The organism is Parageobacillus sp. G301 (assembly GCF_030268025.1).
Lineage (GTDB): Bacteria > Bacillota > Bacilli > Bacillales > Anoxybacillaceae > Parageobacillus_B > Parageobacillus_B toebii.
On the sequence record NZ_BSDB01000001.1, the window covers coordinates 1685206 to 1701815 of the forward strand.

At 41.7% G+C, this 16610-nt stretch carries 13 protein-coding genes and 17 tRNA genes; 4 read left to right on the forward strand and 26 right to left on the reverse strand.

Translation table 11 applies throughout. The features are described 5' to 3' along the window. Positions 1 to 87 precede the first annotated feature (87 nt). A complete protein-coding gene (locus QSJ37_RS08565; protein ID WP_285754693.1) occupies positions 88 to 1128 on the reverse strand; it encodes a TRAP transporter substrate-binding protein in 1041 nt (346 codons plus the stop codon). 113 nt (positions 1129 to 1241) lie between these two features. Between QSJ37_RS08565 and QSJ37_RS08570 the strand changes: the two genes are divergently transcribed. Both QSJ37_RS08570 and QSJ37_RS08575 read left to right on the forward strand, forming a co-directional pair. Beyond that, positions 1242 to 2819: an ATP-binding protein gene (locus QSJ37_RS08570; RefSeq protein ID WP_285754798.1), complete on the forward strand. Its 1578-nt coding sequence runs from the start codon at positions 1242 to 1244 to the stop codon at positions 2817 to 2819. A gap of 12 nt (positions 2820 to 2831) precedes the next feature. After that, entirely contained in the window at positions 2832 to 3515 is a 684-nt protein-coding gene (locus tag QSJ37_RS08575; protein WP_285754694.1) for a response regulator, read from the forward strand. A gap of 10 nt (positions 3516 to 3525) precedes the next feature. Here QSJ37_RS08575 and QSJ37_RS08580 read toward each other — a convergent pair whose 3' ends face one another. After that, positions 3526 to 4503, reverse strand: a complete 978-nt coding sequence (locus tag QSJ37_RS08580; protein WP_285754695.1) for a LacI family DNA-binding transcriptional regulator — start codon at positions 4501 to 4503, stop codon at positions 3526 to 3528. 452 nt (positions 4504 to 4955) lie between these two features. Between QSJ37_RS08580 and QSJ37_RS08585 the strand changes: the two genes are divergently transcribed. Beyond that, positions 4956 to 5774: a hypothetical protein gene (locus QSJ37_RS08585; RefSeq protein ID WP_285754696.1), complete on the forward strand. Its 819-nt coding sequence runs from the start codon at positions 4956 to 4958 to the stop codon at positions 5772 to 5774. Positions 5775 to 5925: 151 nt separating this feature from the next. Here the strand turns inward: QSJ37_RS08585 and QSJ37_RS18055 are convergent, their stop codons facing one another. The 7 genes from QSJ37_RS18055 to queG all read right to left on the reverse strand — a co-directional run bounded on the left by QSJ37_RS18055 (position 5926) and on the right by queG (position 13382). Continuing rightward, a complete protein-coding gene (locus tag QSJ37_RS18055; RefSeq protein WP_483313585.1) occupies positions 5926 to 6207 on the reverse strand; it encodes a TOBE domain-containing protein in 282 nt (93 codons plus the stop codon). Next, entirely contained in the window at positions 6164 to 6520 is a 357-nt protein-coding gene (locus QSJ37_RS18060) for a hypothetical protein (protein WP_483313586.1), read from the reverse strand. Before QSJ37_RS18060 ends, QSJ37_RS18055 begins: the two co-directional genes overlap by 44 nt. Before the next feature lie 650 nt (positions 6521 to 7170). Next, positions 7171 to 8328 carry a sporulation protein YhbH gene (yhbH, locus tag QSJ37_RS08595; protein WP_285754697.1) on the reverse strand — a complete coding sequence of 386 codons (1158 nt, stop codon included), beginning with the start codon at positions 8326 to 8328 and terminating at the stop codon, positions 7171 to 7173. 275 nt (positions 8329 to 8603) lie between these two features. Then, positions 8604 to 10499 carry a PrkA family serine protein kinase gene (locus QSJ37_RS08600; RefSeq protein ID WP_285754698.1) on the reverse strand — a complete coding sequence of 632 codons (1896 nt, stop codon included), beginning with the start codon at positions 10497 to 10499 and terminating at the stop codon, positions 8604 to 8606. A gap of 321 nt (positions 10500 to 10820) precedes the next feature. Next, positions 10821 to 11294: a tRNA (uridine(34)/cytosine(34)/5-carboxymethylaminomethyluridine(34)-2'-O)-methyltransferase TrmL gene (gene trmL / locus QSJ37_RS08605; RefSeq protein WP_285754699.1), complete on the reverse strand. Its 474-nt coding sequence runs from the start codon at positions 11292 to 11294 to the stop codon at positions 10821 to 10823. 23 nt (positions 11295 to 11317) lie between these two features. Further along, positions 11318 to 12181: an amidase domain-containing protein gene (locus QSJ37_RS08610; protein ID WP_285754700.1), complete on the reverse strand. Its 864-nt coding sequence runs from the start codon at positions 12179 to 12181 to the stop codon at positions 11318 to 11320. Positions 12182 to 12212: 31 nt separating this feature from the next. Beyond that, the gene (queG, locus tag QSJ37_RS08615; protein WP_285754799.1) at positions 12213 to 13382 is read right to left on the reverse strand and encodes a tRNA epoxyqueuosine(34) reductase QueG; all 1170 of its coding nucleotides are present in this window, start codon (positions 13380 to 13382) and stop codon (positions 12213 to 12215) included. A gap of 70 nt (positions 13383 to 13452) precedes the next feature. On the opposite strand from queG, the gene QSJ37_RS08620 reads away from it, so the two are divergent. Then, complete coding sequence (locus QSJ37_RS08620) at positions 13453 to 14115, forward strand: B3/B4 domain-containing protein (protein ID WP_285754701.1); 663 nt, start codon at positions 13453 to 13455, stop codon at positions 14113 to 14115. An 83-nt stretch (positions 14116 to 14198) separates the two neighbouring features. Here QSJ37_RS08620 and QSJ37_RS08625 read toward each other — a convergent pair. The 17 genes from QSJ37_RS08625 to QSJ37_RS08705 form a co-directional block, all read right to left on the reverse strand. Next, a tRNA-Gly gene (locus QSJ37_RS08625) sits at positions 14199 to 14272 on the reverse strand. Positions 14273 to 14671: 399 nt separating this feature from the next. Continuing rightward, a tRNA-Glu gene (locus QSJ37_RS08630) sits at positions 14672 to 14743 on the reverse strand. Between the two features lie 7 nt (positions 14744 to 14750). Then, a tRNA-Ser gene (locus QSJ37_RS08635) sits at positions 14751 to 14843 on the reverse strand. Between the two features lie 3 nt (positions 14844 to 14846). Continuing rightward, positions 14847 to 14921 (reverse strand) — tRNA-Asn (locus QSJ37_RS08640). 274 nt (positions 14922 to 15195) lie between these two features. Further along, positions 15196 to 15272, reverse strand: a tRNA-Ile gene (locus tag QSJ37_RS08645). 4 nt (positions 15273 to 15276) lie between these two features. Then, positions 15277 to 15347 (reverse strand) — tRNA-Gly (locus QSJ37_RS08650). Positions 15348 to 15353: 6 nt separating this feature from the next. Further along, positions 15354 to 15429, reverse strand: a tRNA-His gene (locus QSJ37_RS08655). 10 nt (positions 15430 to 15439) lie between these two features. Next, positions 15440 to 15512: transfer RNA gene (locus QSJ37_RS08660), tRNA-Thr, on the reverse strand. Between the two features lie 162 nt (positions 15513 to 15674). After that, positions 15675 to 15750 (reverse strand) — tRNA-Phe (locus QSJ37_RS08665). Between the two features lie 129 nt (positions 15751 to 15879). Further along, positions 15880 to 15955: transfer RNA gene (locus QSJ37_RS08670), tRNA-Asp, on the reverse strand. 5 nt (positions 15956 to 15960) lie between these two features. After that, positions 15961 to 16037, reverse strand: a tRNA-Met gene (locus QSJ37_RS08675). A gap of 31 nt (positions 16038 to 16068) precedes the next feature. Then, a tRNA-Ser gene (locus QSJ37_RS08680) sits at positions 16069 to 16161 on the reverse strand. Between the two features lie 16 nt (positions 16162 to 16177). Next, positions 16178 to 16254 (reverse strand) — tRNA-Ile (locus QSJ37_RS08685). A gap of 7 nt (positions 16255 to 16261) precedes the next feature. After that, positions 16262 to 16335: transfer RNA gene (locus QSJ37_RS08690), tRNA-Met, on the reverse strand. 14 nt (positions 16336 to 16349) lie between these two features. Further along, positions 16350 to 16425 (reverse strand) — tRNA-Ala (locus tag QSJ37_RS08695). A gap of 12 nt (positions 16426 to 16437) precedes the next feature. Next, positions 16438 to 16511: transfer RNA gene (locus QSJ37_RS08700), tRNA-Pro, on the reverse strand. 27 nt (positions 16512 to 16538) lie between these two features. After that, positions 16539 to 16610, reverse strand: a tRNA-Arg gene (locus QSJ37_RS08705).

The following is a 16610-nucleotide window of genomic DNA, read 5'->3' on the forward strand; positions in this document are numbered from 1 at the left end:
AAATAAAAATATTATGGTGATAATGGTCTTTTTGGTCTTTTTGGTCGTAAAAAAGAACGGCCTTTCTCAATAAGGCCGCCTTCCTCTTTATCTCTGTTTAATCTCGCGAAGCAGCTTGTCGCCAAACTCTTTTGTAAACTGATCATACAAAGGCGCAAACTTCCGTTCCCATCTCTTTTTTTCTTCTTCAGACAGTTCATAAATATGAATACTTTTGTTTTGTTTTATTTTTTCTAATTCCTGTTCATTTTGTGTTTTCGATTGTTGTAAATTCCACTTCGTTGTTTCCTGAATCGCTTCCGTTATTTTTTGCTGGATATCTTTAGGCAAACTTTCCCAAAACGATTTGTTCATTATCACCGCATATCCGAGATATCCGTGATTGCTGATCGTTATATATGGCTGAAATTTGTAAAAACCTTTCGAGTAAATGTTAGAAATCGTATTTTCCTGCCCATCAAATTCATGTTTTTCTAAGGAACGGTATACATGATCAAATGAAACGACAACCGGTTCGCCGCCCAACAAGCGAAACTGCCTTTCAATCACTTTGCTTGGCATAATACGAAAACGCAATCCATGAAAATCATCAGGGCGGATCAGCGGCCTAGCCGTGCTCATCATTTGTTTAAAACCGTTGCTCCATAAAGCCAATCCCTTAATTCCTTTCTGATCTAACGTCGCTAAAAGATATTCGCCTACATTTCCTGTAAACGCCCGCTCCACATCGTGATAATCTTGAAATAAAAATGGCAAATCTAATACTTGCCATTCAGGAATTAATTCCGTCACCTTTGAAAACGACGGAGCAATCATCTGCACGTCACCGCGCAATAATGCATCCATTTCCTCGCCGTCAGAATATAAAGAACCGTTCGGATACACTTCAACTTTTACACGGCCATTTGTTTTTTTCTCTACAAGCTCCGCAAACTTTTGCGCCGCTAATCCTTTCGGTGTATTTTCCGCTACTACATGGCTAAAATGAATAACAATTTGCTTTTTTAACCCTTGCTGTTCATCATCATACACCATATTTTCATTGCGAAAATGCTGTTTTAGTAAGAACCCTGCACATCCTAAACAAACAAGCAAAATAAGAGATAACACCCACCATCGTTTTCTCATATTCCACACCGTTTATTGATAAGTTTTTACTCAAATTTTATCATATTGTTAAAGAAATGCTAAAATAAATAAAAATTATATTATTTTTTCACGGAGACGGGGTATTTGTTGTGTTGCATCGGTTATCTATCCGCTGGAAAATCACGTTCTTAATTTTCTTTATTGTCAGCTTTTCCATATTGCTAAGCGGAATGTTTGTCATCGGCGACTTTTTTCACACAAAAGAAGAGGAATTACGGCAACGCGCATTGTTGACAGCACGGACGGTATCAGAGCTTCCCGAAATCAAATCACATATTGTTGGAACCGAAAAAGAACGATCTTCCATCAACATCATTGTTGAACGTGTTCGTATTATTCATAACGCTGACTACGTTGTTGTTCTTGACATGAATAAAGTTCGCCTTTCCCATCCCGTCCCATCCATGATCGGACGCGTTTCCCGCGGCGCTGATGAAGGGCCTGCCTTTGCCGAACATACTTACACATCAAAAGCGCGCGGCGAAATTGGCACGGTCATTCGTGCGTTCGTCCCAATTATGAATAAAGATCATCAACAAATCGGCGTCGTCATTGCGGCATATCGATTGCCGACTTTTTTCGAAGTGATTGATGCTTTAAAAGAAGAAATTTCGATTACTATCATTCTTTCTTTGCTCATTGGCGGGATCGGTGCTTGGCAGCTTGCTTCTCATATTAAGCGGCAAATGTTTCATTTGGAGCCGCATGAAATTGCCAAGCTGCTTGTTGAACGGACAGAAGCCTTTAACGCCATGCATGAAGGAGTCATTGCGATCGATAGTAATGAAAACATTACAATTTTTAATGATCGGGCTAAACGAATGTTTGGAGTCAAAGGAGACGTTATCGGTAAACCAATTCGTGCTATTATTCCAGACACACGTCTACCTGAAATATTAGAAATTGATCAGCCTATTTATAACAAAGAATTGCAAATAGGAAACTTAACGATTTGGAGCAATCGCATTCCAATTAGAGTGAACGGCAAAACCGTCGGTGCCATCGCTATTTTCCAAGATCGTACCGAGGTGAAGAAGCTTGCCGAAGAATTGACAGGTGTGAAAGCGTTTGTAAGTGCTCTGCGCGTGCAAAATCATGAGTATATGAATAAACTTCATACGATCGCCGGATTAATTCAATTAGGACATCAAGAAAAAGCGCTTGAATACGTGTTTCAAGTTACGGAAGAGCAAGAAGAGTTAACGCGTTTTTTAAGCAAACATATTAAAGACGAAAGTATTTCTGGTCTTCTTCTTAGTAAAATCCGTCGCGGCAAAGAACTAGGCATTCGTGTCATCATTGACCGTCATAGCCGTCTGCATGCTTTTCCACCTGCATTAGATCATCATGATTTCGTCGTCATTCTTGGAAACTTGATTGAAAACGCCTTTGATTCCTTTCAAGGCATTACCGATCGAGAAAAGGAAATATATGTAAGTATTGAACAAAATGAGGAAATTTGTTCTCTCTCGGTGGAAGACAACGGCCAAGGTATTGATCCGGAGCATCTCGACCGCATTTTCGAGGAAGGGTTCTCTACCAAAGGCAAAAATGGACGGGGTATCGGTTTGTACTTAGTCAAGCACATTGTGGAAAAAGGGAAAGGGCATATTGATGTGAAGTCGGAAAAAGGAAAAGGAACGATATTTACGATTACCTTTGACATGTAAGGAGAGGGAAAAATGTACCGCGTACTGCTTATTGAAGATGACCCGATGGTGCAGGAAGTAAATCGTCAATTTATCGAACAAGTGAAAGGGTTTACTGTTGTTGGAATCGCTAGGAATGGTATGGAAGGGATGCAATTAATCCGTAAACTTCGTCCCGATTTAGTGATTATCGATATTTACATGCCTCACAAAGATGGTCTTGAAACATTGCAAGAAATTCGTTCCGAAGGATATGAAGTAGATGTTATCGCCATTACAGCAGCAAGCGATATCGATACCGTACGCCGCGTATTGCAAAACGGCGCTTTCGATTATATCATGAAACCGTTTAAATTCGAACGTCTTAAGCAAGCACTAGAAAATTATCATTCATTTCGTCAAATGCTAAATGAAAAAGAAACATTAACGCAAAAAGAGTTGGACGCTCTTCTACAGACAACAGAATCCCAAACGTTCGAGCCTCGCAGCGGGCTGCCAAAAGGATTAAACGAAGTCACATTGCAAAAAATCGTTCGTTATCTCCGCAAGCAAACAGAACCTGTTTCCGCCGAGGAAGTTGCCGAAGGAGTCGGCATCGCCCGGGTAACTGCCCGCCGCTATTTAGAATACTTAGAAAAGAAAGGGGTAGTCACTCTCGATGTTCAATATGGCGGAATTGGACGCCCAGTAAACCGATATATGATGAAACACATATAATGCCATGTTTTTATACCGATGAGCGTTCCATAAAACGAATAGGCAGTTTTTCCTTTTTCTTCACGATATTCCCCGTTTCGATGTAATGATAAATGAGACGAAAGGCCTTCGTTCCCATCAGCGCAAGCGGCAGCTCCATCGTCGTAATTTGCAGCGGTTCTGAAATCGGATGATTATCAAAACTAACAACCGCAAGGTCATCGGGGACGTTTACCCCTTCTTTTTTTCCCCACAACACGATGCCCGCCGCCACTTGATCGCTTGATACAAGCAAAGCGCTCGGCTTTTCGGACAGCTCCATCCATTGACGGATCACCCGCTTTCCGTCTTCCATATATAAACAACGATCAAAAATCCACTCTTTTCGAGGCTCAACGCCAATTTTCCGCAACGTATCATAATATGCCGCTTCTCGTGCTTTACTATTTGCCCCTGTCGTTCTTCCGATACAATAGCCGATATGCCGATGCCCTTTTTGAATCAAATAGCTCAAAGCCTTCGTAAACGCCTCGTAATGGTCAATATAGACGGATAAAAAATCTTTATCTTGGACGTCTTCGCATAATACGATCGGTCCATCTTCCTTATATTCCTCAATGACGCTCCAGTCTGCCACATGTGAACAAATAATAAGCCCATCGACTTGTTTCATCCGCATCATCTCAAGCGCCTCTAATTCCTTTTCCACATCGTAATTCGTTTGAAATAACAAAAGGTGATACCGATGACGAAGCGCTTCTTTTGATATTCCTTCCAATACTGTAGCGAAATACGGATGATTCACATATGGAAGAATGACCCCGACAATCGACGTTTTCCCTTTCGCTAGATGAACCGCATTAATATTTTTTGTATAATTCAATTTTTCTACCGCTTCCCATACTGCATTTCGCTTTTCTTCCTTCACGTAAGGATATCCGTTTAATACTCGTGAAACCGTCGCAACCGAAACTCCTGCTTCTTTTGCAATTTCCCGGATATTTGCCATCCTCTTCACCTTTTTTCAAAAAACTATTGCATTGAAACGCGTTTCATACATTATTGTACTCTTAAACAACATAAAGGAGGAAGAATCGATGATAAGCGGAATATTGTTGATTTTGTTTCTATGTGCGGTGGAATGGCTTGGAGCCCATATAGCTTTAAAAGCCAATCCCCAAGCAAAGCGAGAATATTATAATAATAACGATCCATTCAAAACATTATTCATGTGACGGTGGAACTTCGCGAAAAACGATGGCGGACCGATGAAATAAAAACAGGAATGATGGAGGCTTTTGCAATATGCTTATGCAGGAGTTGCAAAAAATGATTGCATGCCAAAAACGTACGTACTCTACTAATTATAACTATTGTAACAAAAATACTTCCATCGTAACATTCCTCCTTCATGTTTCGACTGATATAATAAGTGATAGATAAATTAAGGAGGAATGATGGATGCAATTCACTTGGAAACCGTTTATAACTGCCATCATGGCGATCGCGCTTGTTTCAGGTTGTGGAACGAAAGAAACAAATGAAGTAAAACAACCGAATCCTTCTAATAAGGACACAACCCAAACGGAAACGACGCAATCGGACAACACAGGGAAATCAGAGACATCACAACCTTCTTCTAAAAACGAAAACATCGCCTCTGAAAATGGCGGTGCCACTAATACAGAAGAAAACAACCAACAAAGTAATACAGAAGAAAATAAACAGCAAACTAATGCAGAAGAAAACAAACAACAAGAAGAAGCGCGCCCTTCCGAAATGCAATTATCTTATATGGTCGATGGAAAAGAAGTGAAAGAAACTGCTTCTTTAAAAACAAGCGACAACCAAGGTTTTTCCTTATATGTACTAAAAGGCTGGGAGCTTGAAGCTGAAGAGCCGCATTCCGACTTGTTGCTGCGAGATAACAGCTTTGTCAGAATCCGCCTTCTTCATGAAGAAGGGAATAAAATAGATTATGCGAAACTAGCGGAAGAACACGCACAAGCAGTGTCTTCCGATGCCGCTCGCCAGGACAGCGCAAATCTACCAGAATCATTGAAAGGAGCCGCTTGGTATACCGCACAATCGGAAAATATGACGGTTCATGTCATCGCTACAAGCAACCCTGTTCCTATGCTTGTAATGATTCAAACGCCAAAAGATAAGGAAGAACTTGCGCCTGCTTTAGCAATGATAGAAACAATACGAAAAACAGATTCAGCCAAGCAAGACAAAGAAGCGGCGAACCCAAATAAATCTGTCAGTTCGTCCAATTAGATCATCTATTTCAAAAAGAAAATTTGGTCTCGTTTGCATGCAAACGAGACCTTTTCTTATGCCAGCCCAACAAATCGAAAAATTTATAGATAGGTTGTGCAGTGACAAAAACTACTCGCCCAAGGCTCGGTCTTAGACGAAGGAAATACGCTCATCGTTTTCCCTTCCCGCTCATCGTATGAGAAGAAATAGAATATGGAAGCCTGAAGCCATGAACATCAAAAAATGCGCTATTTGCTTCATCAATAACCAACGGAATCCGCTCGCCGACCTGAATATTCCACTGTCCGTTCCATCTGGCAATCCAATGTGTATGTTTCGTTAGTTGAAACATCACAAGTGTTTCAGCACCTAATACTTCTACGTTCACAACAGTAGCAATAAAATATTCATCTTGAGATGGAGCAAATATGTTCGGGGCGAACGCCAACAATCACTTGTTCCTTTAGCGACAAACCGCTATTTGAAAATCGGATTGCCCGTTCATAGTTGAGAAACAATGTGTTTTCTGACACTTTTGCCTCTCCTAAATTCATCGGCGGAGAACCGATAAACGGAGCAACAAAAGTATTATTCGGATGATTGTACACATCCAGCAGCGCACCGATTTGTTGCGATATTCCCCCGTGCAAAACCATCATTCGATCTGCCATCGTCATTGCTTCAACTTGGTCATGCGTCACATAATCGCCGTCATTCCTCACTGTCTTTGCAACTGGCGAATTTTCGAACTCATTTTTGCGCACAGCTTTGCATCCACATTGGATAAAGGTTCGTCCATTAAGCAAATAGGGGCTTGGGTAACAATCGCTCTTGCCAATGCGACGCGCAATAAGTCCTTTATTCGTTTGACGTTTGTAGATTTGCCCAAGTCTAGGAAATAACAAAGATAAGAGTCCGGCAATGACCTAAGGCTTCAATATCCTTCATCCTTTTCGATTATTTTTTAACATGCATATTCCCTCACTTTGTTAGGCAAAGACTTGTTTCATCACTTAAAATGAGGAAATATCCATGATTTCAGCTATGCGATTACATGAGGATGACTTGACCTTTATTATCAAAACTGTCATCTTTTCTTATATACCAAATCAAATAAAAACAGCCATGATTATTTGCTTAATCATGGCTGTCCTGATTATCATACCAATTTCTCTAATATATAATAGCATATTCTTTTTTGGGTAAAATTTGATAAATGACAATACAACCAAGCCATCTGCTACTTGGGACGTACAGAACAAATATACCGGTCCAGCCAGTGAATCAACTGATTCCGAACCATCCCCTGCTCCTCCACCAGCTTGGACCGAGGCGTCGTCCCCACGCGCAGGTTGATTAGCCATCCTTAAATCAAAGTCCAATCAAAAGAGAAATCACCTATCATCTTAGGAGATTATACAAATTGCTTACTTTCTTCTTTGCGAAAGAACGTTTTCATCGCATGGAATACATCCGATTTTTGTTTGAGGATATAATAGCGGAATTTTTCATCTTTGATGTTTTTGTAAGCAGACATTAGCGTCGAGTGGCGGTTATACTGATTTACTTCTCCATATCCAAACATATTGGACACTTTCATTAGTTCTTGAACAAGTTTGACACAACGGGCGTTATCTGATGTCAAGTTATCTCCATCAGAAAAGTGGAACGGATAAATATTATAACGCGATGGCGAGTATTTCGTTTCAATGAGCTCCAACGCTTTTCGATAGGCGGAAGAACAGATCGTGCCTCCGCTTTCTCCTTTTGTGAAAAATTCATCTTCGGTAACCACTTTTGCTTCTGTATGATGGGCGATAAATGCGATTTCCACCGTTTCATATTTTGTACGTAAAAAGCGGGTCATCCAAAAGAAGAAACTGCGTGCCATATATTTTTCCCACAATCCCATTGAGCCGCTTGTATCCATCATCGCAAGAACAACTGCTTTCGAATCTGGCTTTACCACTTCATTCCACGTTCTATATCTTAAATCTTCACGATAAATCGGATAAAAACTTGGATTGCCATTCATCGCATTTCTCTTAAATGCCGCGAGCATCGTTCTTTTTTTATCGATATTCCCCGTTAAACCAGTACGGCGAATATCATTAAATTCAATATGTTCTACAACGTTTTGGTCCGCTTCTTTTCTTTGTAAATTCGGCAGCTCCAATTGGCTGAATAACGCTTCTTCCAATTCCATTAGCGAAACTTCCGCTTCATAATAATCTTGCCCGGGCAAGTCGCCGGCTCCTTGCCCTGTTCCAGGCCCTTGTCCCTCCCCTGATCCATCTCTTGCAACAACATCGCCAACTTGACTGTCTCCGTTCCCTTGACCAACATGTTTGTTTTTCTCATAATTATAACGAATTTTATATTCATCCAAAGAACGGATCGGAATTTTAATGACGTCACGTCCGTTTGACATAATGATGCTTTCTTCTGTAATTAAATCTGGCAAATTGTTTTTAATTGCTTCTTTTACTTTTTCTTCATGTCGTTTTTGATCGTCATGTCCTTTCCGATGGAGGGACCAGTCTTCTTTCGATACAACAAAGTTTCCTTTCATTTTTTCCCCCTCCTCATTTGAAATTTTTTCACACTTTTTTATCTTGAAGCATATATTTATGTTGGCGTCATAACAAACATAATGAATAAATGACGGTTTGTTTACTCTATCCTATGCAAAAAAACGAAATAATTGACAAATTATTACGAAAATGAACATGTAAATTTTTGTTGGACAAGCCTAAAAAAGTACAAAACAAAAAATATAAGCATTTTCTTTTTTGATATATCATCAGACTGCTTTCGAGTAAAAAAGCATGCCTAACGTTAGGCATGCTAACGATTTAATAAGCTGCCGACATAGCGAAGCAATTCGTTTGCTGACGTAGAATTATAGCCATATTCATCGATCAAGCGTGCCACTACTTCATTAATTTTCTTTAATTGCTGCTCATCCGGTGTTTTCGATGAAGTGGTGATTTTTACAATGTCTTTCAAGTCAGCGAATAGTTTCTTCTGAATCGCCTCCCGCAACCGCTCATGTGAGTTGTAATCAAACCTCTGTCCTTTTCGGGCATAGGCGGAAATACGAATTAAAATTTCTTCACGAAATGCCTTTTTCGCGTTTTCCGAAATGCCGATTTGCTCTTCGATCGAGCGCATGAGTTTTTCGTCTGGATTCATTTCCTCTCCTGTCAACGGATCGCGCAGCTTCGTTTTATTGCAGTACGCTTCTACATTGTCTAAATAATTGTCCATCAACGTTTTCGCCGACTCCTCATAGGAGTAGACAAACGCCTTTTGTACTTCTTGCTTGGCGATTTCATCGTATTCTTTCCGGACAAGCGAAATAAAGTTTAAATACCGCTCTTTATCTTCTTTGGAAATGGACGGATGCTGATCAAGCCCCTCTTTTAAGGATCGCAATACATCTAGCGCGTTAATTGATGGAACTTCTTTGCGAATAATGCACGAAGAAATTCGGTTAATGACGTAACGAGGATCGATGCCGCTCATTCCTTCATCCGGATGTTCTTTTTTCAATTCCTCTACATCTACTTCATTAAATCCTTCGACCATTTCGCCGTCGTAGAGGCGCATTTTTTTAATTAAATCGACATCCGGCCGTTTTGATTCTTTCAATCTCGTTAAAATCGTAAACATTGCGGCAATTCGAAGCGTATGCGGAGCAATATGAACATCAGCTACATCACTTTCCCGAATCATTTTTTCATAAATACGCTCCTCTTCCGACACACGCAAATTGTATGGGATTGGCATGACGATAATACGCGAGTGGAGCGCTTCATTCTTTTTATTTGCGATAAATGAACGATATTCCGTTTCGTTCGTATGTGCGATAATTAGCTCATCAGCGCTAATGAGCGCGAATCGCCCCGCTTTGAAATTTCCTTCTTGCGTTAAAGAAAGCAAATGCCATAGAAACTTTTCATCACATTTCAACATTTCTTGGAATTCCATAATTCCTCGGTTCGCCTTGTTTAACTCACCATCAAATCGATAGGCGCGTGGATCTGATTCTGAACCATATTCAGCGATGGTTGAAAAGTCGATACTTCCCGTGAGATCAGCAATATCCTGAGATTTTGGATCAGACGGACTGAACGTTCCAATACCGACCCGTTTATTTTCCGAGAAGAAAATTCTCTCTACCATTACATCTTCAATACGCCCTCCATATTCTTTTTCCAATCTCATCATGTTCAGCGGCGAAAGTTCTCCTTCAATGCGGATGCCATACTCTTTATAAAAATCATCGCGCAAATGAGGTGGGATTAAATGAAGCGGATCTTCATGCATCGGGCATCCTTTAATCGCATACACCGCGCCGCGTTCTGTCTTCGAATACTCCTCTAGCCCCCGTTTTAGCAGTGTAACAAGCGTTGATTTTCCGCCACCGACAGGTCCCATCAACAACAGGATACGTTTGCGCACATCAAGCCGCTTTGCCGCTGGATGAAAATATTCTTCTACTAGACGTTCCAGCGCCTCCTCTAATCCAAATAGTTGATGGCTGAAAAACTTATATCGTTTTCTTCCATTTACTACTTCGATTCCAGCATCTTTAATCATATTATAAACGCGTGAATGAGCGGACTGAGCAACCCATGGCTTTTCTTTTAAAATTTCTAAATACTCTGCAAACGTACCTTCCCATTTTAACCGTTCCTCTTCTTCCCGATATTGTTCGATTTTCTTTAAAATATCCATAAAGGACCTCCTTATCCTTGATGTCTTAACAACAAGATTATTACAATGTATGCAAGGATGTCCCGAATCATTCATCGCAAAAAAAATTTTGTCTGACTGCCATGGTCCATACTTGCCATTCACAACGCTTGTCATATTCGCTATAATGAAGGAGATGAAGCAACCATTTCGTGAAGGAGGAATCGCAATGCGCACATTGCTTGTATTAGGCGTGATCATCGCCTTTTTAACCGCGATCTTTACAGCTGGCTACGAAGATAAACCAAGTGTAAAAAATTAATGCATAAAAAACGACCTCCTTTTCAGAAGGTCGTTTTTTATTTAAAATAAACCGTTAAATTTTTGCTGACGCAACGCTTCATACACTAAAATAGCTGCAGTATTTGATAAATTTAAGGAACGGACTTTATCGTTCATCGGAATGCGCAGACAGCGATCCATATTTGCTTCAAGCAATTCTTTTGGCAATCCCGTCGTTTCACGTCCAAACACAAAAAAATGATCTTTTTCCATATCACTAAAGTCGAAAGAATCATAGTATTTCTTTCCAAATTTAGTGATAAAGTAAAATTCTCCGTTTGGATACCGCTCAAATAACTCTTCCAATGAATCATAATAAGAGATATTTACATATGGCCAATAGTCAAGACCGGCGCGTTTTAGCATTTTATCATCGGTCGAAAAACCGAGCGGACGAATCAAATGAAGCGCTGTATCTGTTGCTGCACACGTACGTGCAATATTCCCCGTATTTGCTGGAATTTCCGGTTGATATAGTACTACATGTAGTGGCATATCGATCACCTCAAACTATATTGTTATTTTCGATCAATGATATGAAAAAACTTATAGCGAATATTAGGTGTATACGCCGTGGAATCTTCATATGACCAATAGCGCATGCGGCTATTTGTTGTATGAGCGTTCACTAACGGCATTCCGTTCGCATCCTTCGCTACAACAATCGTTGAGTGATTAAAACGACCGTCCCCTTCAAAGTCGTAACAAATCACATCTCCGGCCATCAATTGTTCTGGCGACGATACTTCAACCGCTTGTAATCCAACGCGCGCTCCGCTCAAGTACCAACGGAAAGAATGTGCCACCGCCCAACTATAGCTCCAATTGTTGTTTTTGCACCACCATCCCTTTGCGCGATTCGGATACCCCGTCATCGGGGCTCCACCTGCGTATAAACATTGGGAAATAAAATTCGTGCAATCTACCTTAAACCGTGGAAACGCGGGATTGTAGCTGTTCCACCACGTTTCAGCATAACGCACCGCCTTTGCCCGATCATATTTATATGAAATTCTTTCATCCACTAACATCTCACGTTCTAAACGAGGCGGCACCGTTTCCTCGCTCACGATTATTTTTTCATCTTTCACTAACTCTCCACGTTCAAAATACGCTCTTCTTTCCTCGACTTGTTCCTCAATGTACATCTTGCTGCCATGCTTTATTAAAAATTGATAATGAGCTAAATAAGTAAACCTTCCTTCTGTTTCCATTACATGCTTGCTTACAATTTGGCTATTAATGGAACAACGGACAATTTCTGCACCGCGTTTCTCGAATAGCCGCTGCTTCCTTTCCACTGCTTCTTCTACATTGCGTTCGTCTTTAGACACAAAAAGTTGAGCTCTTTTTTCTAATAGATATTGCAGCTGTTTTTTCACATCGCTCACCGCTTTCTTTTTTGCTATTAACTTATGTGACAGGTGAGCGATTTTTTCCCTTTTCCTCATTTGACCGCAATAATTGTAGCCCCTTTTCGATTTCCATAAGAACTTCCGGGTCTTTTTCCATTTTGCTTGCTTCCTCTAAATCAGAAATAATGCGTGTATCACCAATTTTTCCAAGCGCCCACGCCGCTGTTCCGCGAATAACCGGACGGCTATCTTCTTTTAATAGCTTTAGTAAATCCGGAATGGCTGTTTGATCTTTATAATGCGCTAAAGCCAAAATGGCATTTCGCTGAATCGGCTTTTTCCCTCGCCAAGCCCCAGCAATCGAACCGAATTTTTCCTTAAATTCTCGATTGCTTATATGCAAAAGCGGAATTAATTTTGGTTTTACCACTTCAGGGTCCGGCTCCATCTCTGGATGGAGATGAAAGTCTTTTCCTTTATTTTCAGGGCAAACCATTTGGCACGTATCACATCCATATAATCGGTTTCCAATTTTATCACGAAATTCATCGGCTAAAAAACCTTTCGTTTGTGTCAGAAACGAAAGGCATCGTTGTGCATTCAATTGTCCTCCCTGCACGAGCGCTCCCGTCGGGCAAGCATCGATACACTTCGTACACGTTCCACAGCGGCTTTCAATCGGTTCATCAGGGGGAAACGGAATATTGGTAATCATCTCTCCTAAATAAACATAAGAACCAAACTCTGGAGTAATAATAGAACAATTTTTTCCGCTCCAACCAATTCCAGCACGTTCCGCAACAGCGCGGTCAGCCAGTTCTCCCGTATCTACCATCGATTTTACTCTAGCCTGAGGAACTCTCTCTAAAATAAATGCTTCTAATTTTTCAAGACGTTCCCGCAAAATGTAATGATAATCCTTTCCCCATGATGCCCTGCAAAAAATTCCTCGTCTTTCTGTTTTCGTGCCACGCGGAGCATTTTTCATTTTAGACGGATATGCTAAAGCAATTGCAATAATAGATTTTGCTTCTGGCAAAAGCAGTGAAGGATTAGTTCTCTTTTCAATATCCGGCTCTTCAAATCCTGATTGATATCCTAACTCTTGCTGGCGACGAAGACGCTCTTTTAACTCAACAAACGGATCAGCACTAGCAAATCCAATTTTATCAATACCAATCGTTTTGCTATATTCAATAATCTCTTGTTTTAGTGCCGCCACATCCATCATCATCCCTCCCTTCGCTAAAATTCGAAATCTATGTTACAATAAAGAAAAAATTTCGAGGTGAAAGCAGATGGACGTAGTTGTCGCTGAAACAATAAAACAAATGATACCTGAATTTAAAGTAGGGATTATACTTTATAATCATATCGTTGTTGATGATTCTCCGCAAATGTTAAAAGGAAGACTCCAATTATTTCAAGAATCCATTTACTTTGATTTGCAGGAAACAGCGATTGCAGATATTCCTGAACTGGCGGAATGGCGCAGGACATTTAAAACAATCGGAACAGACCCGAGCAGATATCGTCCTTCGTCGGAAAGCTTATATCGACGTATTCAAAAGAAAAACTTTATCCCAACTATTCACTCCGCAGCCGACGTGAACAACTTCTTTTCCCTTTATTATAAAATTCCAATCGGCATTTATGACTTAGATAAATTGGAAGGACCGGTTACCATTGACATTGGAACAGATCAAGACGAGTATATCGCTATCAACGGGCGCACTGTCAACTTTTCTCATAAACTCGTATCAAAGGATATTCACGGGCCATTTGGCAGTCCAATTGTCGATTCCCAACGAACAGCTGTTACAAAAGACACGAAAAACGCTGTTCAAATTGTTTATTTATTGCCATCTATGAAACAAGAACAATGTGAAAAACTGTTGCAGTCCATGCAAAAGATGTTCTTGCAAATTCATGGAGGCGATGCTGCTTTTCAACTTGTGTAAAAAATTGCATAAAATAAAAAACGCAATGCCTCGTTCTTTGAAGAAACGAAACACTGCGTTGTCCCCATAATCATTATTTGCGATGGAGCGGGTGATGGGAATCGAACCCACGACATCAGCTTGGAAGGCTGAGGTTTTACCACTAAACTACACCCGCGTATTATTTTTTATTCTTTAAATCTGTATACAACGCACAGTTGTCATACTTCTTCCTCTGCTAGCAAACTCAAAGATGATGAATGCGTCGAGGCAACTCGCAATCAACTCTTCTTTTCGTTGTCCCTTTCTCTTCTAGCCGATTCAAGGTGTTTAATGCGTCGGGACAACTCGAAGCAAATTCGATGATGTATTGCTCGTGGCTGCCGTTTTACCACTAAACTACACCCACATATACATTTTCAATTTCGAATACAAAACCGCATTTACCATGAACAACATTAAGTTAACGGTATTGATTATAACAGAGGATGTATTAGATTGCAACTATAAAACGAAAAAATTCGACAAAATTCGTTTTATGGAAAGAACAAAAGCACCAGTGTAACTGGTGCTTTTATGACCCGTACGGGATTCGAACCCGTGTTACCGCCGTGAAAGGGCGGTGTCTTAACCACTTGACCAACGGGCCACATGAATGGCGGAGAAGGCGGGATTTGAACCCGCGCGCCGCAAAATTGCGACCTAACGGTTTAGCAAACCGTCCCCTTCAGCCACTTGGGTACTTCTCCGTATGGCTCCGCAAGTAGGATTCGAACCTACGACCTACCGGTTAACAGCCGGTTGCTCTACCGCTGAGCTATTGCGGAATAACGATAATGGCATTGATCATAATACGAAATTATCCTTGTCCCTTCCACTTCTAGCTAATTCACAGAAACAAGATGCGTCGGGACAAAAGATAGAAATCTTCTAGCTTTCATTTGGTTTTCGTTGCCTCTTCCTCTGCTAGCGAACTCAAAGATGACAGATGCGTCGAGGCAACTCGCAGTGAACTCATCGATGTAGTGCTCGTCGCTGAGCTATTGCAGAATAAAACAAGTCTAATATTAGTTTAACTCACTATCGGATAATATGCAATAATGGTGGGCCTAAGTGGACTTGAACCACCGACCTCACGCTTATCAGGCGTGCGCTCTAACCAGCTGAGCTATAGGCCCAAGAAGCGGGTGATGGGAATCGAACCCACGACATCAGCTTGGAAGGCTGAGGTTTTACCACTAAACTACACCCGCATAACATGGGGCGACTAGTGGGAATCGAACCCACGCATGCCAGAGCCACAATCTGGTGCGTTAACCACTTCGCCATAGTCGCCACAATCTGATGCCGGCTGCAGGACTTGAACCCGCAACCTACTGATTACAAGTCAGTTGCTCTACCAATTGAGCTAAGCCGGCATATGAAATTTATCTAAATTATTTCGTTGCCTCTTCCTCTACTAGCGAACTCAAAGATGACAGATGCGTCGAGGCAACTCGGAGCGAGTTCATGGAAGCTTAGGCTCGTTGCTCCCCAATCGAGCTAAGCCGGTGCAACAGGTAGAAAAACTTAAACGTTAGTGGTGGCTCGGGACGGAATCGAACCGCCGACACAAGGATTTTCAGTCCTTTGCTCTACCGACTGAGCTACCGAGCCATATACATTTTCGAATTTTTATTCGTTGCCTCTTCCTCTGCTAGCGAACTCAAAGATACTGAATGCGTCGAGGCAACTCGAAGCGGACTCATGAAAGTATTGCTCGTCACTACCAAGCCGTTTTCACTGTGGCGGTCCCGACGGGACTCGAACCCGCGATCTCCTGCGTGACAGGCAGGCATGTTAACCACTACACTACGGGACCAATATTGGTTGCGGGGGCAGGATTTGAACCTGCGACCTTCGGGTTATGAGCCCGACGAGCTACCGGACTGCTCCACCCCGCGACGATAGAAAAGGAATAATTAACAAACTCTATGGCGGAGGAGGAGGGATTCGAACCCCCGCGCGCCTTGCGGCGCCTCTCGGTTTTCAAGACCGACCCCTTCAGCCAGACTTGGGTACTCCTCCATCATATTAAAGAACATGGTGGACCTTGTAGGATTCGAACCTACGACCGGACGGTTATGAGCCGTCTGCTCTAACCAGCTGAGCTAAAGGTCCATTTCAATGGCGGCGGAGGGGATCGAACCCCCGACCTCACGGGTATGAACCGTACGCTCTAGCCAGCTGAGCTACGCCGCCAAATTCTTTATTACTGGTGGAGCCTATCGGGATCGAACCGATGACCTCCTGCGTGCAAAGCAGGCGCTCTCCCAGCTGAGCTAAGGCCCCATATTCTCTAAATCGGGAAGACAGGATTCGAACCTGCGACCCCATGGTCCCAAACCATGTGCTCTACCAAGCTGAGCTACTTCCCGCTTCCTGTATATTCATTAAAAGATTAACGCGCTCGAGAGGATTCGAACCCCTAACCTTCTGATCCGTAGTCAGATGCTCTATCCAATTGAGCTACGAGC